The sequence below is a fragment of the Curtobacterium sp. NPDC092190 genome, assembly GCF_044755625.1.
In the GTDB taxonomy this organism is placed as follows: domain Bacteria; phylum Actinomycetota; class Actinomycetes; order Actinomycetales; family Microbacteriaceae; genus Curtobacterium.
In genome coordinates this window covers 104,235-127,452 of sequence record NZ_JBIVRJ010000006.1, presented here as the reverse complement: position 1 = coordinate 127,452, position 23,218 = coordinate 104,235, and the positions used below count along the sequence as shown (strand labels likewise).

15 protein-coding genes are annotated in these 23,218 nt (G+C 68.5%); 7 read left to right on the top strand and 8 right to left on the bottom strand.

Features of this window, described 5'->3' with window-relative positions; genetic code table 11:
- Nucleotides 1–101 precede the first annotated feature (101 nt).
- Nucleotides 102–1,067, top strand: a complete 966-nt coding sequence (locus ACIQFY_RS14655) for a hypothetical protein (RefSeq protein ID WP_326497020.1) — start codon at nt 102–104, stop codon at nt 1,065–1,067.
- 120 nt (nt 1,068–1,187) lie between these two features.
- Here the strand turns inward: ACIQFY_RS14655 and ACIQFY_RS14650 are convergent, their stop codons facing one another.
- The 6 genes from ACIQFY_RS14650 to ACIQFY_RS14625 form a co-directional block, all read right to left on the bottom strand.
- Nucleotides 1,188–2,147 carry a DUF3592 domain-containing protein gene (locus tag ACIQFY_RS14650; protein WP_400340713.1) on the bottom strand — a complete coding sequence of 320 codons (960 nt, stop codon included), beginning with the start codon at nt 2,145–2,147 and terminating at the stop codon, nt 1,188–1,190.
- Nucleotides 2,148–2,212: 65 nt separating this feature from the next.
- Nucleotides 2,213–2,845 (bottom strand): hypothetical protein, encoded by a 633-nt coding sequence (locus tag ACIQFY_RS14645; protein WP_251155259.1) that lies wholly within the window; start codon nt 2,843–2,845, stop codon nt 2,213–2,215.
- Between the two features lie 2,518 nt (nt 2,846–5,363).
- A complete protein-coding gene (locus ACIQFY_RS14640) occupies nt 5,364–5,825 on the bottom strand; it encodes a hypothetical protein (protein WP_400340711.1) in 462 nt (153 codons plus the stop codon).
- A 902-nt stretch (nt 5,826–6,727) separates the two neighbouring features.
- The gene (locus ACIQFY_RS14635; RefSeq protein WP_400340709.1) at nt 6,728–7,162 is read right to left on the bottom strand and encodes a hypothetical protein; all 435 of its coding nucleotides are present in this window, start codon (nt 7,160–7,162) and stop codon (nt 6,728–6,730) included.
- Between the two features lie 23 nt (nt 7,163–7,185).
- Nucleotides 7,186–12,489 carry a DUF6531 domain-containing protein gene (locus ACIQFY_RS14630; protein WP_400340708.1) on the bottom strand — a complete coding sequence of 1,768 codons (5,304 nt, stop codon included), beginning with the start codon at nt 12,487–12,489 and terminating at the stop codon, nt 7,186–7,188.
- Nucleotides 12,490–12,603: 114 nt separating this feature from the next.
- Nucleotides 12,604–12,885: a hypothetical protein gene (locus ACIQFY_RS14625; protein ID WP_058740961.1), complete on the bottom strand. Its 282-nt coding sequence runs from the start codon at nt 12,883–12,885 to the stop codon at nt 12,604–12,606.
- A gap of 252 nt (nt 12,886–13,137) precedes the next feature.
- On the opposite strand from ACIQFY_RS14625, the gene ACIQFY_RS14620 reads away from it, so the two are divergent.
- The 6 genes from ACIQFY_RS14620 (at nt 13,138) to pstB (ending at nt 20,960) form a co-directional block, all read left to right on the top strand.
- Nucleotides 13,138–15,303, top strand: coding sequence for an RNA degradosome polyphosphate kinase (locus ACIQFY_RS14620; protein WP_066656733.1), 2,166 nt, complete (start codon nt 13,138–13,140; stop codon nt 15,301–15,303).
- Nucleotides 15,300–16,247 (top strand): NUDIX domain-containing protein, encoded by a 948-nt coding sequence (locus ACIQFY_RS14615; RefSeq protein WP_400340706.1) that lies wholly within the window; start codon nt 15,300–15,302, stop codon nt 16,245–16,247. The genes ACIQFY_RS14620 and ACIQFY_RS14615 overlap by 4 nt, the downstream gene beginning before the upstream one ends.
- Before the next feature lie 498 nt (nt 16,248–16,745).
- Entirely contained in the window at nt 16,746–17,852 is a 1,107-nt protein-coding gene (locus ACIQFY_RS14610; protein WP_066656735.1) for a phosphate ABC transporter substrate-binding protein PstS, read from the top strand.
- Nucleotides 17,853–18,029: 177 nt separating this feature from the next.
- Nucleotides 18,030–18,980 carry a phosphate ABC transporter permease subunit PstC gene (pstC, locus tag ACIQFY_RS14605; protein WP_066656736.1) on the top strand — a complete coding sequence of 317 codons (951 nt, stop codon included), beginning with the start codon at nt 18,030–18,032 and terminating at the stop codon, nt 18,978–18,980.
- Between the two features lie 13 nt (nt 18,981–18,993).
- Nucleotides 18,994–20,079, top strand: coding sequence for a phosphate ABC transporter permease PstA (gene pstA, locus ACIQFY_RS14600; protein WP_251155254.1), 1,086 nt, complete (start codon nt 18,994–18,996; stop codon nt 20,077–20,079).
- Between the two features lie 101 nt (nt 20,080–20,180).
- Nucleotides 20,181–20,960, top strand: coding sequence for a phosphate ABC transporter ATP-binding protein PstB (pstB, locus tag ACIQFY_RS14595; protein WP_066656740.1), 780 nt, complete (start codon nt 20,181–20,183; stop codon nt 20,958–20,960).
- A 153-nt stretch (nt 20,961–21,113) separates the two neighbouring features.
- Here the strand turns inward: pstB and ACIQFY_RS14590 are convergent, their stop codons facing one another.
- On the bottom strand, nt 21,114–22,031 hold the full coding sequence (locus ACIQFY_RS14590; protein WP_400340703.1) for an anti-sigma factor domain-containing protein: 918 nt from the start codon (nt 22,029–22,031) through the stop codon (nt 21,114–21,116).
- A complete protein-coding gene (locus ACIQFY_RS14585) occupies nt 22,028–22,627 on the bottom strand; it encodes a sigma-70 family RNA polymerase sigma factor (protein WP_066656745.1) in 600 nt (199 codons plus the stop codon). Before ACIQFY_RS14585 ends, ACIQFY_RS14590 begins: the two co-directional genes overlap by 4 nt.
- Nucleotides 22,628–23,218: the final 591 nt, after the last annotated feature.

The following is a 23,218-nucleotide window of genomic DNA, read 5'->3' as shown; positions in this document are numbered from 1 at the left end:
ACACCATCCGGTGGTCGGGGATGCATGATCGAGTGGTCGACCGTCGCGAACGTGGCGGTCGACCACTCTGTCCAGTGGCCGCAGCACGAGGGGGACGACACATGTGGATCACGATCACGTCCGTGGGGATCGCGATGGTGGCGGCGTTCGTCATCACGAGGTCGGTGACAGCCGCGACCAAGCACAGCGACCGCCGACGTCGTGAGCGTGGGGAGTCGCTGCCCAACGAGGACGGCGCGCTCGTCACCGTGCGCCTGCGGACCTTCCAGTGGGTCCTCATCCGCGTGGTCGCCATCGTCTTCGTCGTGGTCGGAGCCCTGCTGGCACTCGGCGCCGCCACGACGATCTCGACCGGCATCGAGCACAGCCTCGTCATCGTGGCGGTCGTCCTCCTGCTGGCCGGCATCGGCGGCATCGTGCTGTCCCGCTCGATGCGCCGGACTCGGGTGCTCGCGATGGAGGACCACCTGCTGGTCCGCCAGGGCCTCCACCAGGAGCGCCGCGTCGACCTGGCCGAGATTGCGGCGGTGCTGCCGATCGCGAACCAGTACGGCGGCCTGCAGGCACGTGACGTGACCGGGAAGCGCCTCTTCTCCGTCATGGGCCTGGCCCGCGGGTACGCGGAGCTCGAGGCCTACCTGCAGGAGCGCGTCGTCCGTCCCCGTGCAGTGGCCCCCGCAGCGCTCGGACCGGACGGCGTCTCGATCCCGCCCTGGCGGGGTGCCGCGTGCAGCGCCGACTGGACCACCGTCCCACTCGGCCCCGGCGGTCGCCCACGCCCGGTCATCCGACTGTTCGTCGGCGGCGACGTCGTCGCGCTGCAACCCGGAGAGGTCCGCGCGCTCATCGACGGCAGGACAGGGGTTGTCGAATCCGACTCGCAGCCCCTCGCGTTCCTCGCCAGCCCGGCACTCGTCGCCCCGACGTCGCTCGGGGGTCGGCAGCTGGCCGGTCTGCCGCCGGAGAGCCTCGCGCTCCTGTACGAGGCGCAGGACGCACCGGCAGTCGTCCTCCGTGACAGCGATGCCGTCACCTTCCGCGCGTGGGTGAACGGGCTCCCGCGCTGACCGTCGGCAGCTGATCCCGCACGACCCGGCCTGGAGGCGCGGTGCCGGTCCGACGGACGGCCGCTCCGTCGGGGCGATCGCCTCCTGCTGTCGCGTGCTGCTCAGGTGACGGTCGCGCGGTCACTCGGTCGGGGTGCGTGGCGGGAACGATCCAGCGCGGTGGGCTGACGCGACACCGGCGGCCAGACGGCGAGCGCGCCGTCGAGCGGCGAGCACCTGTCGCCTGGCTCTCGCCCACCGCCGCCTGTGCCTGGTGCGGATCTTCCGGATGATGCCCTCGACCGTCTGCACCGCGAGGAGCGGTGCGCCCACAGCCAGCAGCGGCAGCGCGGTGAATGCGTAGTTGCGACCGTCGTCGACGTTCCGCGCGAACATCCCGTGCAGCTCCTCGGACCGGACGCCGGCGGTCGTCGGATCGTCCGGGTCGACCATGATCTGCAGGCGCTGTCCGACCCGGTAGAAGTCTGGATCGCTCGACACCGTGTACTCGTCGAGCATCGTCTCGTACTCCACGCCCTCGTACCGTTGCCGGGTCACCGGCGTGTACTCGCTGTGTCCTCGCCCCTTGTACCCGGTGACGTGCACACGCTCGACGTGCACGACCTCGCCGGTGACGATCACACCGGTCCGTCGGAGAGCGTCGTCGTAGCGCAGTGCCTCGTCGCCCTCGCTGTGCAGGATCGCCCCCAGCGCGGCGGCGCAGAACGCGCCCGTGCACAGCATGAACGGGCCGAGCTCACGCAGCCACTCCCCACCCGCCGTGCGCAGCCCGCGGCCCGCCGTCTCCTTGCGCCGCCTCGCCCCGACGTCCGGGAACAGCACCCGAGCGAGGAGCGCCCCGGCGAGCACCGCGGGCAGCCACCCGTACTGCAGCGGCCCCCAGTCCGACGCGTGGTCGACGAGGACGACGAGCACGACGAAGCTCCCGAGGAACAGCACCGTCGGTACGAGGCAACCCGCTGCGCGGACGCGCACGAGCGCCGCACCGTAGCCGAGTCCGAGGACGGTGACGACGGCGAACGCCCAGCCCGGGACGCCGAAGTGCCCGAGCTCGATGAGCCCGCTGCTGGTCAGCGCCACCGCCGCGAGAAGCGCATGGAAGACCCGGCGTGCAGGAGTCACCCCTCCTCAGCCTCCGCCCGGGGTCAGCAGTCGGCGCTGGTGACCGAGAAGTCGATCGTGCGGTCCGTGCCGTCGAAGACGTACGAGTAGCGCATCACGATCGCCTTCGACAGCAGGTCGCGCGACTCCTTCTTCTGGCAGACGTTCGACACGACCGACGACTTGAGGTCCGCCGCGGTCAGGCTCGCCGGATCGACCGAGGAGTCGATCGTGTAGGCGTACTCGAGCTGCGCGCCGTCGGCCGTCACGCCGTCCCAGCGGGTCACCTCGTCGAGCTCGAGCGGGAAGGTGTAGTTCTCGTTGACCTGCTTCGCCGCCTCGGTCGCGAGGGCCGACGGCGAGGGCTCGGCGGTGGCGTTGAAGAACGCGCGGACGCCCAGCGACGCACCCACCGCGGCGATGACGGCGACGACCGGGATGAGGATCCGGAGTGCGACGTTCTTCCCCTTCTTCTCCGGGGTCGGCGGCTGCCAGGGGGGAACGCTCCCGCTCGCGCCGGCGTAGGGCTGCTGCTGGTACCCGGGTGCCTGCTGGCCCGGCTGCTGGAAGCCGGGCGCCTGCTGCTGGTTCGGCTGCTGGAAGCCGGGCGCATGCTGGTCCGGCTGCCCGTTGTTCGGCTGCCAGTCGCCGGGCTGCCCGTTGTTCGGCGTCGTCATGATGGTCCTTCGCGGTCAGCACTCGCGCGCCGGACGTCCCCGAAGTTCCGTGCTCCGGCCGACACGCGGCCGGCTTCTCACGCCCCCTCGAGCGCCGGCGCCCCCTGTGCGCGGTACTCGATGTCAGGCGCCAGCACTACCGGCGCCTGCATCCAACGTATCAGGCTGGGGTTCCGACCCTGCCCCCGGTCCCTCACGGTCAATCGCGGCAGCGTCACCGCACCGAGTCGCATCGCCTACGCAAGCCGCCCAGGCCCATGTCAGCAGTTCCTCTGTCACGAAGGAGGCCACAACCGCGGGTAGGACCGGGGCTGCTGCCATGAAGACGACGAGTCGGCCCTCGCGATCAAAGCTCGCCAAGGTCCTTCCGAGGCCTGTCAAACCTGCTCTGCTCAACAGCGTGTCGCCGCGAGAGAATCCGGGTCGGCGGAAGCGGTACCGCAACTGCGCGTCGGTCACATTGACGAGCCACTTCCGTCAGCACGTCGTTGACCCGCCAGATGTCGACTGTGTGATCGTCGGCACCGATCCTGGATACGTACGGAGGAGGTGAAGGGCGCGCCGTAGACGAATGGGTTCTCCTCGATGATCGCTCGCCGTCATCCCGTCCAGGTTCGCAACCAATCACGCCAGCGCGACTGCGTAGTCAAGCGGAACAGACGATCAAGAGCGCCCTTGTACCTGGTTGTCGCCTCGTCATCAGCCTTCCCTCCGCCATCGGTCAACACGACACCAAGTGGACCTCCAGCCCCAGCCGAGACCGACTCGTGTATTGCCCGGATCAGCGCTGCTCGTTCAGTCCCCACGTCGTTCCTGAGCGCCCGCGCCTGTTGTTCATACCAGCGAGCGGCCTCGTCATGGCGTGCTCCACGCAGGTAACCGCTGACCTCTTCGCAAAGCCGGGACACCTCCTCGTCATTCGTGCTCATAGGTCCTCCGATCACGGCACCTGCGACCAGTATCGGGTCCGAAGGGCCCTTGGAACGAGCGCTCCGCCAACCTGCGATTTGCCCAAGCGAAATCTCGCGGCAACTTCGTCACTGTTCTCACTCGTGATCCCGTCCCGAAGGACGAGGTGATCACAATTCGCGCGGTCTGAATGTCAACCTGATCGGCGAAGGACCCAATACCCGTTGCTAAGCACGTTTCGAACGCTCTTAAAATCTCGCCTCGAGCGCACTATTCAGCCTCCGCGCGTCCTCAACGAGGGCAACAAAGCGCTCGGAAATTTCGATGTCTGGAGTACCGTCGTCCCGGACGAAATATTGATCAGAAAGGCTCCCCGGCCCCGCTCGAAGGAGTAATGCAACATCCTTATGCACCTGCATGACGCGGGGCCCAGGTTCTCGAAGTCCTTCAGCGTACCTCGTCAGCGCTGCGGCAGCCCGCTCCTCGGGCAGAGTGGCTGCCAAACCCGCGATTCGACCGAGTCGATCGAAGAGTGCTTCACGTAGTCCGCCGTCAGAAGATCTCCCACTTATCAACGATGCTCCCATGCTTGTAGAACTCGGGAATGTGCACCTGCGGTGTTCCACCTGCGTACACAAGACCATCATCTCCGGTCTGAGGCGCGACCTTACCCTTGTACGCTGGCGTACCGCTACGGAAGCTTGACGTGTATCCGTGACTCAGAGGGCTTGTCCCGGTCTCATTGCCATCGGCATCCGGCCAGACTGGCAGAATTGCTTTGCCCTCGCCCACCTGATTGATGATGGGCACTACTAGAGGGGGATCAGCGAGCGCTCGCCTCCCGGTCGACCAGACTCCTTAGATGTCCAGGTTCTCGACGACCCAGGGTAGGACCTTACATCCGCTTGTACCCTCGAACCTCGGGGACCGTCCCGAGAATCGATAACAGCGGTCGCAGAATCAAAGAATCTTCGCCCAGCGTAATCCGGTACGTATTGCCCACCTGGAATTTCGCGGCAATCTCGTCACTGTTCTCACTCGTGATCCCGTCCCGGAGGACCAGGTGACCACAATTCGAGGTTTGAATTTCGACCTGATCAGTGAAGGACCCAATACCTCGACCCGAGTGCGTCGAAACTGCTGAGGCCTTCGCGCTCGAGATCCTGCAGTCGAGAGCGACAGGATGCTCTTTGTCGTAGGACGCAATCCATCCTCGTCCGAAGAAAAAGAATGCCACCACGGCCAGGATGAGCGCGATCGCTACCGCAAAGATGGTTCGGCCCCTAACGGCTGATCCCTTCGACGCCGGCGCAGCTCCAGGCGCCAGCCTACTGTGTGTCACGGGTCCACCTCGCTACACGGACTGCGTCACCCTTGGCCGAGTCGCTCCGAACAGCAGCAATACTATGGTGTTCCCCATGACCGGACGCTTCTCCCTCGCCGCGACAGGCCACCTCCCAGTCATTCGGACGCCGCTCCTCCCGCCTCCACCATCTTCGAATATCAGGTCTTCACTCAATTGACTCATTGTGACGCCGAGAGTCACACGCCATCTCGGCTGAGGCGCTCGGTCCACCTTCAAAGCCTCCTCGGGCTGAGATGATGAGGATCAATCCGCCTTGCTGTAGTCCTGCACCACGGGTGCGACCTTCAAAAAACTGAGCACCGCCCGGAGCTTGAACGAACCTTCTCCGACATGGAAGCGGTACGGCGTTCCCGGGGACACGGAGGCAGCGATCGATCTCATGTTCTGACGCGTCACGCCATCCTGGTAAAGAAGGTTGCCACACCGCGTGTCGAACGAGACCTGCGCCTGCGATCCTCCTGCACCTTTCGTCGAACGAGATGACATAATCTCGCCTTTAGCAGCCGCGACATCGCAGGTAATCGTGATCATATGGCGCTGGTCATATCTACTCATTATCGAAGGACCGAACACGAAGGTCACGATCGGGAGAATGATGAACACCAGCAGCATCAGTACGCCGACGACGCGGTTGCGGGCTACCTGAGCCCTCAACTTCCTTTGAGGCTCAACCAATTCTTGTTCCTTCGACCTAAGGGCGGCCATCGATCTGGCCTCATCCTACGTGCCGCCCCGTTCGCGAGTGCACGTCAGGACCCTCGGCCCCACCGATGAATTCACTGACGAACGACCGGCCGATATTGTCCCCCGAGGTGTCCCCTCCGGGCCGGATTGACTCATTGACGATGCTGCTGAGCCCTCCAGCAACTGAGTCGAAGGCGTTCGTAGCCAAAGCATTGGCGGTTTGCGTGCCCGCGCTGAGCCCCGACGAAGCAATGTGAAGTCCCGCGTTCGAGGAGAAGTACTTCGCAAGGCCCATTTTTTGGATCATTGCCGAACCAAGTTTCGGCGAGAGAACGCTTGAGGTAGCACTGAACCCCGCCCCCGTTGCGGCTCCGGTCCCAGCCGCAGCAAAGTATCCCCCAGCGTCACCGCTCCAGCCAGTGTTGACTCCGTAGTCTGCGGCGTTCGATCCCGCTCCTTGGACAGCACTCGAGATTCCCGATTGACCCGCCTGCCCGAAACTCGCGAGCTGCCCGCTCGAGCGAGAATGTTGACGCTCGATCGAGCCATCGCAGGTACTGCCTTCGACAGTCCGAATGACGTGGCGCCTCCAAGAGCACCGGCTGCCCCGCCGATGAGTGTGTCAACTCCCACCGCGCCCCCAGTCGACTCTGCCGTCCTTGCCCTTGTTCGACTGGATCGACATGCCCCCGGCCAACGCGGCGCCCCCTCCAGCCGCCACGGCTATGGCCACAAGAGGCCCTATCAGCACGTACGCGAGCACCTCGGAAGCAGCCCTACCAGCAAAGAGGAGAGGGATCAGAGTGCCGACAACGACGAGCACTCCGCAAGCGATCAGCACCCCGAGGCTGCCGGACGCCGCCACCGTCACGTCTGGGTCGGCTCCGCGTGTTCGTCACGGTCCGTCAGGCTTCCCGCGCGCATCAGCTGCCGTTGAGGACTTCGAAGCTGTAGGCAGTCGGTGACACGCCAAAAAGTGCAAGTTGGGCGCGAAGTCGGTATGCCGCATCGCCGACATTGAAACGCACGAGGTCGGCATCTGACAGTTCCTTCGCGACGGCATCCGCGTTCGAGGAATTGATGCCGTCTTGGAGCAGGATCTTGCCACACTGCTCGGTCACGACAACGACCTGAGGCCCCGACGCACCGCCCCCCTTGAACGAGCCGCTCGATTCCGTTCCGGTGACGGCGCTACGGACGGTGCACGTGATCGGCATCCGATGCGAGTCGTCGTACGCCGTGATCCCGACGGGTATCACAAAGAAGAGCAGCCCTGGAACGACGAACAGCAGCAATACGATGGCGATCCCGACGACAGGACGCTTCTTCCTCGCCGCAGTAGTCGACTTCCCGGTCATGCGAACACCGTACCTTCCGGCTCTCACCATCTCCGATGGACCCCGACCGTCGGGCCGTCACCACCCTGCGCTGCGCCGGTCGTGAAGGTCTGGATGATGTTTCCGAGCGAGGGGTCGCCGCCAGGCCGGATCGCTTCGTTCACCTCGGACGACACGACGCCGACACCGCTCGAGACGGCGTTGCCTGCTATCTCCCTTCCGACCGTGGACGTGATCCCGAAACTGTTGACGAATGATCCTGAGAGACGTCCCGTAGCGATGCTGGACGCTGCTCCGGTGCCGAACCCTGTCGCGGCTGCCGTTGCGTACCCGAGCGGGTTCTTGTCCTTGATCTCGTCGTTGAAGTAGTAGTCCCCGACGTTGTTGACAGCGCCTGAGGTTCCAGACGCAATCGCGCCACGGCCTGCGGACGAGAACGCTTGAGACGCCACACCCCTGGCACCTGACCCGAGCGCGAGCGAAGCGGCCGGCGCGGCCTTCGCGAGACCTATCGCCGCGCCGCCACCGGCGGCACCGGCCGCTGCGCCGACGAGTGTGTCCTGACCGACCTTGCCCCAGTCGACGCGCCCGTCCGGTCCTCGGTTCTTCTTGATGGAGAATCCTCCGGCCAACGCTGCTCCAGATCCTGCTGCGACAGCGAGTGCAACAACGGGTCCCAGAGGGGTGAACATAGCGCCGACCGCCAGGACGACGCCGACACCGATGGCAATGTTCGAGATCAGCTCGGAGTTCTCGTCAGCCCAGTTCCGGACTGCGCCGATGACGCCCTGGTTCGCATCCCGGTACGCCGCAAGGTCCTCATCCGTTGCCGGTCGGAGCCCCAGGGGGTCGATCGCGTGCATCGGGTCGTTCCCGGCGTACGAGTACGGATTACCCGCCCACGCCGCTCCGAGCACGGGCGCCAACGGGTCGGTCGACAGGAAGCCCCGCGCCGCCGGGTCGTACACGCGCGCCCCGAGCCACTCCAATCCGGCGATCGACAGCCCGCCGTCAGCGGTGAGCGCGACACCGGCGGGCAGCGCCGGTCCCTCGACCGATGCGAGCACCGCCCACGGGTCCGAAGAATCCGTAGAACGAGCGCTCCGCCAGCCTGCGATCGACCAAGCGTCGCCCACGGCGACCGCGCCGCCCGGCAGGTCGAGCACGCTCTCACCGCCGATCGACACCATCGCGGGCAGCGACGCGGCGGAGTCCCACCACACCTCGGCGCTATCGACCTCGGCGAGCTCTCCGAGCACGTCGGTCCACACCTCGGCTCGACCGGTCTCGCCGTACGAACGGTCCCGCGACACGACGGCGGTCAGGGACCCGAGGTCGGACCAGGCGTACTCCTCGGTCGACCCGTCGGGGTGGGTGCGACGGATCCGTCGACCGAGCCCGTCGTACAGGTACTCCGTCCGCTCCTCGCCTCGGACGCAGGCCGTGAGCTGCCCGGCGGCGTCGTACTCGAACGTCGTCGCGGCACCGTCGACGACCTCGCGCAGCAGCCGCCCGCCGTCGCCGTACTCCCACGCGGAGTCGCCCGCGCGGACGAGCTGCCCGGCCTCGTCGTACGCGTACTCGACACGACCGTCCGGACCGTCGATCGCCGTGATCCGGCCCTGGTCGTCGCGCTCGATGCGCGTGACCATCGCGCCATCGGGCGTCGTCGTCGTGTGGGCGACCAGCGAACCCCGCTCGTACGACCACGACTGGACGATGTCGCCGGTCGACGCCTGGACGATCCGCCCGGCTGCGTCGTAGGCGAAGGTCGCCGCGGCGAGCCCTTGTCGTTCGACGGCGACGGCGCGGCCCACTGGATCACGGCGCCACTCGACCCGTGCGCCCGTCGGGTCGATCCGCGCCGTCCGGTTGCCGTCGGCGTCGTACTCCCACCGCACGGAACGCCCGCCGCGGCTCCGTCGGACGAGGAGCCCGCGGCGGTCGTACTCGAGCTCGTGGTCGACCGTCCGACCCGCTCCACGGGTGTGGTCGGTGACGACGACAGTGCGGTCGACGGCGTCGCGTCTGGTCTCGCTCACCAGCTGACCGTCGACCAGGACCTCCGTCGAGCGGCCGGCGGCGTCGAAGGTCCAGCTGGTGGTCCGCCCCTCTGGGTCGATCTGCTCCACCTGGCGACCGGCGGCGTCGTACCGAGCCGTCGTCTTGCGACCGAGCGGGTCTACGACCGCGACCACGCGGTCCGCTCCGTCGTACCGGCGCCGCGTGACACCGCCGGCGGGGTCCGTGACCTCGATCAGCCGGCCCCGCTCGTCGTAGGCGAAGCGGGTGGTGCCCCCGAGCCCGTCGACGGCCTCGACCAGCTGCCCTGCAGCGTCGTAGCGGAACCGTCGTCGACCGAAGCGTGCGTCGTGGCTGGAGACGAGCCTCCCGGCCCGGTCGTAGCGGTACCGGCTCGTGCCGGACCCCGCGGACGTCTGCGCGACAACGCGGCCGACCGCGTCGTAGGTGGTCTCCTCGACCTCGCCGGTGGGCAGCGTCCGGGCGACGACGCGGGAGTCCGCGTCGTAGGTGAGCGTGGTCCGCGCCCCCGTTGCGTCGGCGGCCGCGGACGGCCGCCCGCACGCGTCGTACTCGTAGGTCGAGCGGGCGCCGGACGGGCTGAAGATCGCGATCACCCGCCCACCCAGGTCGCGCTCGATGCGCGTCAGGCCGCCTTCGCCGTCGACGAGCTCGACGGGCCGTCCGGCTGCGTCGTACGTCACCAGCTCGGAACCGGTCTCGTCACTCGTCTGCTCGACGGGTCGCCCGAACTCGTCGAAACGGAATGTGGTGGCGGAGAACGCATCACGTAGGGTCGCGACGCCGGTCGCGACGTCCCGTGCGATCTCCTGCCGGACGCCGGTCGGGTCGACGATGGCGGCGAGGCCGCCGTTGGCGTCGTACTCGTGCCGCCACGTCGCGCCCGTCGGGTCGGTGACGGTCTGGAGGCGCGACAACCCGTCGTGCGCGAACGTCCAGACCGCGTCACCCGGCAGGGCGAGGGCGGCGACGTTCCCCTGGTCGTCGAACGTCCGCGTGACCCGCCGACCCAGAGGGTCGACGATCGTCGCCAGCTCGCCGTTCGCCGCGTACTCGAAGCTGGTGCGGGCTCCGAGCGGATCGATGACAGCCGCGACCCGCCCACCGGCCGTGTGCTCGTACCGCCAGACGGCACCGTCGGCGTCGCGGCGCTCTACGAGGAGCCCCGCCGCGTCCCAGCGGTACTCGGTCCGGGCACCGGACGGGCTGACCGCCGCGACGGGACGACCAGCGGCGTCGCGCTCGATCCGGGCGGTGTCCCCGACCGCGTTCGTGGTCGCGACCAGCTCGCCGAATTCGTCGTGCTCGAGGTTGAGGACGACCCCGGTCGGGTCGACCACGTGGGTGAGGACCCCGTCCGTCCACGTGAGCTCGGTGCGGCCGCCGACCGGATCGACGATGACGGACGGGTCGCGGTCGTCGCCGTGGTACTGGTAGGACACGACCGCCCCGGCCTCGGTGACGACGGTGGTCACCCGGTCCTGGTCGTCGTAGCCGTAGGTGACGTCACCACCGGACGGGGTCACCGTCCGGGTCTTCCGACCGCGGTCGTCGTAGGCGTGCACGGTGACGGAGCCGTCACGCTCAGTGGTCGACACCAGGTTGCCGTGTCGGTCGTAGCTCATCGACTGCCGTCGGTCGTCGGAGTCGATGACCCCGACGAGCCGACCCTTGGCGTCGGCGATGTAGGAGTTCGCGCGCGAGCCGTCGTGGTCGGACACGACCGTGACGCGACCGGGCAGGTATGCGAAGCGCACCGCTCGGCCGTGCGGGCTGACCTGTTCGACCACGCGGCGCTGGTCGTCGTAGGTGTTGTCGACCTCGACGACCCCGGCAGCCGATGTCACGGTGACGATGAGGTCGTCGTCGTTCCATCCGTAGCGGCGGGTACCGACGGGGTCGGTCACGCTGACGAGCCGCCCGTGGTCGTCGTAGCCGTACTCGACCCGCCGGCCGTCGGACGCCCGGAGGACCGCGACGCGCCCGTCCACGTGCTCGATCTCGACCCAGCGGCCGCGTTCGTGCTCGAGGCGGACGACGAGGTCGTCGGCGTCGCGGACGACCCGGACCGCCATTCCGATTCCGCCGCGCTGCCCGGTCCAGAGACCGGACGGGGTGAAGTCGATCCGGACCCCGGCGTTGTCGCGCACGACGAGCAGGTCGCCCTCGGCGGCGAGCCAGCGGTTCTCGCCGACCCCGCGGTCCCAGCCCTCGCCGGAACGCGGGAAGCGGATCTGACGGCCGTCGGCGCCGACGAAGGTCGCCCCCTCGTCGTCGAGGAGCAGGCGCGTCTCGAGGATCGACGACCACCCCGGGCCGAAGATCCCGACGTGCTCGTCGAGCGAGTTGTACATGCGGGTGACCTCGAGCGAGGCCGAGGCGCCGGTGAACCCGAGGTCGAGCTCCGGTTCGAGGAAGTTGCCGGTCGTGGTGTTGACCGGGTCCATCGAGAACCCCGTCGTGGGCTGGGCGCCGTACGCCGACGGCGGTTCGAACTGCAGGTCCTGCCGGGTCTCGGAGACCCCGGCGGCTGCGAGCGCCGCGGCGAGCGCGGAGTCCGCGACCGTCGAGACGTTGCCCTCGCCGCCGGCCGCGGTGAAGGCATCCGCGACGGTGTCGGCCCAGGTGGCGTCCTGGCCGTTCGCCTGCAGCCACTTGTCGAACGCGTTCACCAGTCCGCCCGCGTCGATGTGACCCCACGAGCAACGCGCGGCGAAGTCGGCGAGCTTGCCCCGCAGCTGCGCCGGCTTCCCTTCGAGCGCCTGGTCGAGAGAACGCGTGCCGGTAGCGAACGCACGGAGATCAGCCGGGCGCGCTGACGAGGTACCGCCGCCGCCACCACCGCCCGAGCCGGGGGTCGGTGTGTCGCGCGCGGTGCTCGGGCCGCCTGCGGGACGGAACGTCGGAGCTGCCTCGTGGTGGACCTCCGGCGGCTGGGGTGCACCGTGCAACCTGTCGCCGAGCCACTCGATGAAGTTCCGGTCCTCGTGCTCCTCGTACCAGTCTCGGGCCTTCTTGCGGCGTGCGTTCTCGCGCTCGGCCGCCTCCTTCATCTGCTGCACCCATGTCGCGACGGTCCGCAGGTTGTCGGCGATGGTCCTGCCGTCGTTGTGCGCCTTGTCCGAGTTGCTCGCGAACAGGTCGGAGAAGTGCCCGCGGAACTCCTGCGCCGCGGTGGTCACGTAGGACGTGCGGCTCCCGCTCTGTCCGTCGATGGACTCAGCAGAACCGTTCAGCGCGTGGATCAGCGCATCAGCCGTCGCGTTGTCGAACTCGACGGGCTCGTTGCCGTGCAGGTCGGCCATGGTGCATCCCCCGGATGTGTCGCAGCTCGTTCTGGTCGTTTTCGTGGTGCGGTCGGCCCCCCGACCGCGAACGCCCGGCCCACCGTGACGGTGGACCGGGCGTGGGGTGGGTGCTTACGCGCCGCCACCCGCGGTGAAGATGTCCTGCGAGATCTTGTCGAGCTGCGTGCGGAGCTGCTCGAGCTCGGTCTTCGCCTTGTCGAGGGCAGCCTTGGTCTCGGGCCAGGTCGACCCACGGAACGTCGAGGCGAGCGGGCCGTCCCACACGTTCGAGTCGGACAGGATGCGCCCCTGGGCGTCGAGCTGCGAGATCTGGTCCGTGAAGCCGCCGTTCACGATGGACTGGATCTGTCGGATGGCGGACTTCGCCTGCTCGGTGGAAAGGACACGCGACATGGTCAACCTCATTCTCTTCGTACCTGCACCCCCGCGCAGTGGAATCCCCCCGGAGGCCTGAACGCCGCCCACCATACCCGCGAAGCCCGGCAATGTCACCGTCCGTATATCGTGACGTTTCCTCCCCCACTTCGAGGGGTACGACCGGCGCGACAGGCAGACGCCCCTGCACAGGCGGGTCGTTCACGCTCCGTTTCCACAGCGGCCACCTGTGCTCCTCCGGGCAGCGGGGGCTGGTGGCAGGATGTCGGCATGGACACCGAACCGCAGCTCGACGGCGAATCCGTCGCTCCCGACCTCGACGACTTCGACGAGGTCGTCGAGATCGAGCACGAGTCGCTGCCCTCGGACCGCTACTTCGACCGCGAGCTGAGCTGGCTCCGCTTCAACCAGCGCGTGCTCGAGCTGGGTGAGGACCGCACGCAGCCACTCCTCGAGCGCGCCAACTTCCTGGCGATCTTCGCGTCCAACCTCGACGAGTTCTTCATGGTGCGCGTCGCGGGCCTCAAGCGTCGCATCGACACCGGGATCGCGGTCCCGACCAACGTCGGGCGAGCACCGAGCGACGTGCTGCGCGACATCGCGGCGAAGGCGCACGAGCTCCAGGACCGGCACGCCGCCGCCTTCATCGAGTCGTTGAAGCCCGACCTCGACGCCGCGGGCATCCACGTCGAGCACTGGTCCGACCTCGACGAGGCCGACCGGCTGCGCATGCGTGAGTACTTCAACGAGCGGATCTTCCCGGTGCTCATGCCGCTCGCGGTCGACCCGGCGCACCCCTTCCCCTACATCTCCGGGCTGTCGCTGAACCTCGCCGTCCGGGTCCGCAACCCCAAGTCCCAGCGGCAGGAGTTCGCGCGCCTCAAGGTGCCGCAGAACTTCTCCCGCTTCATCGCGCTGCCCGACGACGGATCCGGGCGCATGCGCTTCATCCCGCTCGAGGACCTCATCGCGAACCACCTCGACGACCTGTTCCCGGGGATGGAGGTCCTCGAGCACCACGTCTTCCGCGTCACCCGCAACGAGGACGTCGAGATCGAGGAGGACGAGGCCGAGAACCTCATCCAGGCGCTCGAGCGCGAGCTGCTCCGTCGCCGCTTCGGCCCGCCGATCCGGCTCGAGATCACCGAGGACATGGACCCGGTGACCCTCGACCTGCTCGTGCGCGAGCTCGACATCACCGAGCAGGAGGTCTTCCGGCTGCCGTCGCCGCTCGACCTCGGTGGGCTGTTCGAGATCGCGAAGATCGCCCGCCCGGACCTCCACTACCCGCGCCACGTCCCGACGACGCCGGTCCAGTTCCAGCCGGGTGAGCCGAACACGAAGCCCGACCTGTTCCGCGCCATCGCCTCGCGCGACGTCCTCGTGCACCACCCGTACGAGTCCTTCGCGACGAGCGTGCAGGCGTTCCTCGAGCAGGCGGCCGCCGACCCGAACGTCCTGGCGATCAAGCAGACGCTGTACCGCACGTCCGGCGACAGCCCGATCGTCGAGGCCCTGATCGACGCCGCCGCCGCGGGCAAGCAGGTCCTGGCCCTGGTCGAGATCAAGGCGCGGTTCGACGAGCAGAACAACATCACCTGGGCGCGCAAGCTCGAGAAGGCCGGTGTGCACGTCGTGTACGGCCTGGTCGGACTGAAGACGCACTCGAAGCTCGTGCTCGTCATCCGGCAGGAGGGTGGCACGCTCAAGCACTACAGCCACATCGGTACCGGCAACTACAACCCGAAGACGTCCCGCATCTACGAGGACATGGGGCTGTTCACCGCGGACGACACGGTGGGCAAGGACCTCACCCGCCTGTTCAACGAGCTGTCGGGCTACGCGATCGAGAAGAAGTTCAAGCGCCTGCTCGTTGCACCGCTGCACCTGCGCAAGGGTCTGGTGAAGCGGATCCAGACCGAAGCCGCGAACGCCCGCGCCGGCAAGCCGTCCGGCATCCGGATCAAGGTCAACTCGATGGTCGACGAGCAGATCATCGACGCCCTCTACCTGGCGAGCCAGGCCGGTGTGCCCGTCGACGTGTGGGTGCGCGGCATCTGCTCGCTGAAGCCGGGCATCGAAGGCGTCAGCGAGACGATCCGCGTCCGGAGCGTCGTCGGCCGGTACCTCGAGCACTCGCGGGCCTTCACGTTCCACAACGACGGCGACCCGCTGGTGTTCATCGGCTCGGCGGACATGATGCACCGCAACCTCGACCGTCGCGTCGAGGCTCTGGTCCGGCTCACCGACCCGGCACACGTGGCCGAGGTCGAGGAGATGTTCGACCTGGCGATGGCGGAGACGACGAGCTCGTGGCACCTCGAGTCCGACGGCGAGTGGACGCGCCGCTCCACCGACCCGGACGGCCGCCCGCTCGACGACGTGCAGAATGTGCTCATGCGGAAGATCTCGGCCCGGAAGCGTTCGGCTCGGTGAGCGGCGGCCCCACGGGGCCCGTCGTCGCGGCGGGCGCGGTCGTCTGGCGTGAACGGGACGGAGTACCGCTGGTGCTCCTCGTCCACCGGGACCACCACCAGGACGTCTCCCTGCCGAAGGGCAAGGTCGACCCCGGCGAGAGCATCCCGACGACCGCCGTCCGGGAGATCGACGAGGAGACCGGGTACCGCGTGCACCTCGGGGCGCCGCTCGGCACGGCGGAGTACGTGCTCCCGAGCGGTCGCGACAAGGTCGTGCACTACTGGGCCGCCCGCGTCGGCTCGAAGGAGTACGACCGCGCGGGCAAGTTCCGTCCGAACGACGAGGTCGCCGCGATCGAGTGGGTGACCGTCGACCAGGCACGGGCACGGCTCACGTACGAGCGCGACGTTGCGATCCTCGACCAGTTCGCCGACCGCGTCGCCGCCGGTGAGCACCGGACCTTCGCGCTGATCGCCCTCCGGCACGCGAAGACCGTGCCCGGTTCGGACTGGGACGGCCCCGACGCCACCCGCCCGCTGCTGCCGGTCGGACGGTCCCAGGCCAAGGCCGTCGCAGCACCCGTCGCGGCGTTCGGTCCGAAGAAGATCGTCAGCAGTACGGCGGCGCGGTGCCTCGCGACCGTCGAGCCGCTCTCCGCGCGCACGAAGGTCGGTGTCTCCAGCACGACGGACATCAGCCAGGACGCCCACGACCGCGGAGCCGCAGACGTCAAGGGCGTCGTGCAGAAGCGGATCGCGAAGGCCAAGTCCGCGGTGCTCTGCTCCCACGGTCCGGTGCTGCCGGACATCATCGCCCGCATCGCCTCCGCGACCGCGGACGACCGTCGTCGCTTCGACCTGCGCCGCGCCGCGATGCTCTCGGTTGGGGACTTCGCCGTGCTCCACATCGCGGGCGAGAAGCTCGTCGCCGTCGAGACGCACCGCAACACCGTCCCGGCCTGATTCGCGCGGGGCGTAGACGACCGCCTGCTCGGTGACCAGCGCTCCGCGTACCGGTCCGGCAGTGCCGTGCCCGTCCAGCGCAGCCCAGTCCAGCCCAGCTCAGTCCAGCCCAGTGGAGCACGGCCACCGGCCGTGAGCGCCGTGGCGGCGGCGAGCCGCGCCTCCAGGCCGGGCTCCGCGACGGTGGTGAGTCACGCCTCCGGACAGGCCACGACGGAGACCCTTCGGACCGGCGCTCGGCGCGGCGATCCGACCCGCGCCGCCGCCGCACGAACCGATGCACCTGCATGGGTCTCACCCACGCACGGTGACCCGATCCTGCACCCACCACGGCTCGGTCGTCCGGCCCCCGAGCCGGGAGAACCCCTCGTTCACCTCCCGTTCACCGAGGAGCGTCATCCCCGTCACCTCGCGTCCCTACAGTCGCTCCCGGGTCAGCACCGGCCCGAGGGACCAGCAGCGGTCCCGCCTGCACTGACATTCCCGAAGGGACCCCTGTTGAACATCAAGCGAATCGGTTCGATCGCAGCGATCGCGATCGCCGGCGCCGTCGTGCTGTCCTCCTGCGCGGCGAACGAGAGCGGCAGCGGCGACACCGCAGCGCCGACCTCGAGCTCGGGCACCGACTACTCGAAGCTCTCGGGCACGCTGACCGGCTCCGGCTCGTCGGCGCAGCAGACCGCTGAGGCCACCTGGGCTGCGAACTTCCAGAACGTCGCCTCCGGCGTGACGGTCAACTACTCGCCGGACGGCTCCGGCGCAGGTCGCAAGAACTTCATCTCGGGTGCCGCGGACTTCGCCGGCTCCGACGCTGCACTGAAGGACGAGGAGCTCTCGGGCTCGTTCGACCTGTGCACGGACAAGGCCATCGACATCCCGGTCTACATCTCCCCGATCGCCATCGCCTACAAGGTGGACGGCGTCTCCGACCTGACGCTCGACGCGAAGACCATCGCGGGCATCTTCTCGGGCAAGATCACCAAGTGGAACGCCTCGGAGATCGCCGACCTGAACAAGGGCGTCGACCTGCCGGACTCGAACATCACCGTGATCCACCGCTCGGACGACTCGGGCACCACGCAGAACTTCTCCGAGTACGTCTCGGCGAACGCGTCGGACGTCTGGACCGAAGAGCCCAGCCAGACCTTCCCCTACCAGGTCGGCGACTCGGCCAAGGGCACCTCGGGCGTCGCCTCGGCGATGGCCAGCGCCTCGAACGCCATCACCTACATCGACGACTCGGGCGCCGGTGACCTCGACAAGGCGAAGCTCATGGTCGGCGACAAGGCCACCGAGATCTCGGCCGAGGGTGCTGCCAAGGTCGTCGCTGACTCCGAGACGGTCTCGGGCCGTGAGGAGAACGACCTCGCGATCGACATCAACCGCAAGGACACCGCCGAGGGTGCGTGGCCGCTGGTCCTCGTCTCCTACGCGATCGCCTGCCAGGAGTACAAGGACGCCGACAAGGGTGCGCTCGTGAAGGGCTACCTCGACTACGTCGTCACGCAGGACGCGCAGGAGGCCGCCGCGAAGGAGGCCAAGTCGGCCGCCCTCTCCTCCGACCTGTCGGAGAAGGCCGCGAAGGCCGTCGCCTCCATCAAGTAAGGCCCGCTGAGCACCCGGACGCCGGTCCCACCCACCTCGACCGGCGTCCGGGTTCTCGCCCGTCCGGCCCGGACGCAGCACCAGCACCACCGGCTGCGCCCGGCCTCACCAGCACCACCCCGTCGCCTCCCCCGGCCGCTCCTCCACGAGCCCGGCCTCCCCTCCGACAGGAGTCCCATGACGACCGCACCGGCCCAGCCAGGGGCCACCGTCTCCCCCGCCAAGCCGAAGGCCGTCGTCCGCGTCGGCGACCGGGTGTTCTCGACCGCCTCGGTGGTCGCCGGCAGCCTGATCCTCTTCGTGCTCGTGCTCGTCGCCGCCTTCCTGGTGTGGCAGAGCCTCCCGGCCTTCTCGGCGAAGGTCGGTGAGCTGCCGAACAACGCCTCGAACTTCTGGGTCTACGTCGGTCCGCTCGTCTTCGGCACCGTCTACTCGGCACTCATCGCGCTCGTGATCGCCGTCCCGCTCTCCCTCGGCATCGCGCTCTTCATCTCGCACTACGCACCGCGCCGCATCGCGCCGGTGCTCGGGTACGTCATCGACCTGCTGGCCGCGGTGCCGTCGGTCGTCTACGGCCTCTGGGGCATCGTGGTCCTCGCGCCGCTCCTCAAGCCGTTCTACGGCTTCCTCAACGAGTACCTCGGCTGGTTCCCGCTGTTCTCCGGCCAGGTGTCCGGTACCGGCCGCACGATCCTGACCGCGTCGATCGTCCTCGCGGTGATGGCGATCCCGATCATGACCGCGGTCATGCGCGAGATCTTCCTGCAGGCGCCGACCCTCAACGAGGAGGCCGCGCTCGCCCTCGGCGCCACGCGCTGGGAGATGATCCGCCTGTCCGTCCTGCCGTTCGCGAAGTCCGGCATCGTCTCGGCGATCATGCTCGGCCTCGGTCGTGCGCTCGGCGAGACGATGGCGATCGCCCTCGTGCTGTCGGTCTCGACGAACGTCACCTTCCAGATGCTGACGTCGCTCAACCCCTCGACGATCGCGGCGAACATCGCCCTGCAGTTCGCCGAGGCGTCGGGCACGGCCCTGAACGCACTGGTCGCGTCGGGCCTGATCCTCTTCGTCATCACCCTGGTCATCAACATGCTGGCGCGCTACATCGTGCGCAAGCGGGTCTCCTGAGAGGTCACGCCCGATGTCCCTCGCCCTCCGTCAGACCGGCACCGCCGGCAACGTCTACGCCAACGGCAAGCTGCACAAGTCCGTGCCGTGGCTCCTCCTCGTCGGCTCCTGGGTCGCCCTGGTCGCGGTCTTCGCCCTGCTGAACGCGGGCGGTGCGGTGAAGGACTTCAACGTCGTCGCCGCCCTGTTCCTCGGCACCGTCCTGTTCGACGTGCTCATCGTCGTCGTCTCGCGCATCGTCGAGGGCGGACGCAAGGCGGTCGACCGGCTGATCACCTCGCTGGTGGTCACGGCCTTCGTCATCGCGGTGCTGCCGCTGGTGTCGCTGCTCTGGACGGTCCTGGCCGACGGCCTGGCCCGCTTCGACGCCGAGTACTTCAACTCGTCGATGCGCGGCGTCATCTCCGAGGGCGGCGGCGCACTGCACGCCCTCGTCGGCACGCTCGAGATCACGCTGTTCGCCGCGCTGATCTCCGTGCCGATCGGCCTGCTCACCTCGATCTACCTGGTCGAGTACGGCAAGGGCGCCCTGGCGAAGGGCATCACCTTCTTCGTCGACGTCATGACGGGCATCCCGTCCATCGTCGCCGGTCTCTTCGCCTACTCGCTGTTCGCGCTGTTCCTCGGCCCCGGTGCCCGCTTCGGTCTCGTCGGCTCGATCGCCCTGAGCGTGCTGATGATCCCCGTGGTCGTCCGCTCCACCGAGGAGGTCCTGAAGATCGTCCCGATGGAGCTCCGCGAGGCGTCCTACGCACTCGGCGTGCCGAAGTACCTGACGATCCTCAAGGTGGTGCTGCCGACGAGCCTCGCCGGCATCACCACGGGCGTCATGCTGTCGATCGCGCGCGTCATCGGTGAGACCGCGCCGCTGCTCGTGACGGCCGGCTTCACCGCGAGCATGAACTACGACCTGTTCAAGGACCCGATGATGACGCTGCCGGTGTTCGCCTACACGCAGTACTCGCAGCAGGGCGCCAACCCGGTGCCGTTCGTCGACCGGGCCTGGACCGCGGCACTCGTGCTCATCCTCATCGTCATGGTGCTCAACCTGCTCGCCCGGTTCATCACCCGACTCTTCGCCCCCAAGCTCCCCCGCTAGCACCGAGCGCCCGCGCTCCGGCCGACAGCATCGGCCAGCACGGCCCGCCCGCGCACCGCGTCAGCGGAGCGGCAACGACCACCCACCCCGGAGGAAACCACGTGTCCAAGCGCATCGAGGTCGACGGCCTCAACGTCTACTACTCGAAGTTCAAGGCCGTCGAGGGCGTCGACATGACGATCGAGCCCCGCACCGTCACCGCCTTCATCGGCCCGTCGGGCTGCGGCAAGTCCACCTTCCTCCGCACCCTGAACCGCATGCACGAGGTCATCCCCGGCGCGTACGTCGAGGGCTCCGTCAAGATCGACGGCGACGACCTCTACGGCCAGGGCGTCGACCCCGTGCTCGTCCGCCGGCAGGTCGGCATGGTGTTCCAGCGTCCGAACCCGTTCCCCACGATGTCGATCCGCGACAACGTGCTCGCCGGCGTGAAGCTCAACAACAAGCGCGTCTCGAAGTCCGAGGCCGACGACGTCGTCGAGCGCTCGCTGCAGGGCGCGAACCTGTGGAACGAGGTCAAGGACCGCCTCGAGAAGCCCGGCATGGGCCTGTCCGGTGGGCAGCAGCAGCGGCTCTGCATCGCCCGGGCGATCGCCGTGCAGCCGGACGTCCTGCTCATGGACGAGCCCTGCTCGGCGCTCGACCCGATCTCGACCCTCGCCATCGAGGACCTGATCGAGGAGCTCAAGAAGGACTTCACGATCGTGATCGTCACGCACAACATGCAGCAGGCGTCGCGCGTCAGCGACAAGACCGCGTTCTTCAACATCGCGGGGACCGGTGCGCCCGGCAAGCTCATCGAGTTCGACGACACCGCGACGATCTTCTCGAACCCGTCGGTGCAGGCGACCGAGGACTACGTCTCGGGTCGCTTCGGGTGATCGGCGCCCGGTCCGTCTCCTGACGGTCGGCCTGGAGGCCCGGTGCACGTCCGCCATGGACCGCACCGGGCCTTCGTCGTGCACTCCGCTGCCCCGCACGGACGAACGGCGGACAGCGGATGGTCCGCTGCCCGCCGTCCGGGTGGGCCGGTGCTACGCCTGGGTCGTGGGGACGGCCATGAGCGGCGTCGAGGTCGGCTGGTCGGAACCGCCCTCCGGCTCGACCGTCATGCCGATCGCCGCACCCGGCGTGAGCTTGCCGTCGAGGACCGCGGTGTGCACGCCGTTGCGGGCGCTGTCGACCAGACCGGCGGGGACGATCTCGCCACCCTCGGAGCCGATGTACCAGAGTTCGTACGTCTTGCCCTGCGGCGCCTGCTCGACGCCGTCGAGGATCACCGCGGACTTGCCCACGTCGTGCGACCAGACCACGGTCGCGGAGCCCCCACCGGGGACCTTCGCGGTCGTGCGCTGGAAGTCGGACGCGGCGTAGATCGAGTCGAGCGTGCCGGAGGCCTGCGTGGTCCCGGGGCTGGTCCCCTCGGTCTGGCCGAAGTTCGTGCCGACGCCGAGCCCGACACCGAGGAACACCACGGCGACGGCGGCTGCGGCGGACAGCGCGGCTGCCGGACGCTGGAACCAGCGGCGGCGGGCCTTCGCGGATGCCGCACCGTCGGCGTACCCGGCGGCGTCAGCCGCTCCGAGCCCGATGACGTTCCCGGTCTCGGCGACCGGCGCCGGGGCGGGAGCTGCTCCGACGACGGGCGCGGGCGACGGGGCGGAGGCGAGCGGAGCCTCCAGGCCGGCGACCGGCGCCGTGCGGTCCGTCGGCGCGGCCTGCGGGGTCCGTGCGATCTGTGCCATCAGCGACGCCTTGAGCGACGCCGGAGGGTCGATCGGTTCGACGGCGTACGCGAGCTGCAGCGCGGTCTCGCGGAGCGAGTCCGTCTCGGCCTGCAGTTCCGGCGACGTCGTCAGAGCGTGCTCGAGGAGCGCGCGCTCGTCGTCCGAGAGGGCGTCCAGGGCGTGCGACCCGGTGAGCAGGGCAGGGTCGTCGTGGCGTTCGGTCATGACGTCACCCCCATCTCGTCTCGGAGTCGGATCATCCCGTCACGGAGACGGGTCTTGACGGTGCCGATCGGGACACCGAGCCGTTCGGCCATCTCGCTGTGCGAGTAGCCGCCGTAGTACGCGAGCTGCACCGCCTGGCGTTGGAACTCGGTGAGCTTGGCGAGCGCGCGGCTGACGCGTTCGTGCTCGATCCGGATCTCGACCGACTCGGAGACCTGGTCGAAACCGGACTCCAGGTCGCGGATGCCGATCTTGGTGTCCCGGTCGTGCGACGCCTGCGATGCCCGGACCCGGTCGACCGCTCGTCGGTGGGCCATGGTGAGGACCCAGCTGGCGGCGGTGCCGCGCGAACGGTCGAAGCGGGTGGCCTGCTGCCACACCTCGAGGAAGACCTCCTGCGTGACCTCCTCGGACTGGGCGCGGTCCTTCAGGAGTCGCGTCACCAGACCGAGCACACGACCCGACAGGGCGTCGTAGAGGTCGGAGAAGGCTGCCTGGTCGCCGGAGGCGACGCGGGCGAGCAGATCGTCAGGCGACACGGGGGTGGGCTCGGTGGAGCTCCAGGCCTCGGTGTCGTGTTCCACGAGCGCAAGCATTGCAGGTTTCCCCCCTCTCGGTGGCATCGGTTCCGACATGTGCAATCACTTCGCAGGTCGGGTTCGGGTGGTTCGGATCCTCGCGGCGGTGGAGTCTGGGCGAGGGCCGCACGACCCGCAGGGAATTGACCGGCGGGTACCGGACCGGGTCGAGCGGGCCCTCGCTGTGACGTCCGCGAGGAGCGTCACACCAACTGTTCGGCACCGTCGCCCGAGCGGATTGGGCGACGTGCCCGTCCCGGGTGCAGGAACTGTGTTCGGCTCGTGTCTGCTGGTCGCCTGCTGCGCGTCCGCCCGGTGTGCAGGGTGCGGATGCGCGGTTGTGCGCTTGGGACGTCTGCGCGGCCGTGCGTACTGCGGCTGCGCGTACTGCGGCTGCGTGCGCTGCGGCTGCGTGTGCTGCGGCTGCGTGCGCTGCGGCTGCGTGTGTCCGTGACGCGCCCGACCGCGCAACGTGTCCACCGAGAGTGAACACGGCCACGTGCACAGCACGTGTCTCGTAGGATCGATCTCGCCGGGCCGCAGCAAGCCCCGGGCTCCAAAATTCGCCGCTTCGAGCGGCCTCGCGCCGAGAGGCGCTTCTGCGGCCCG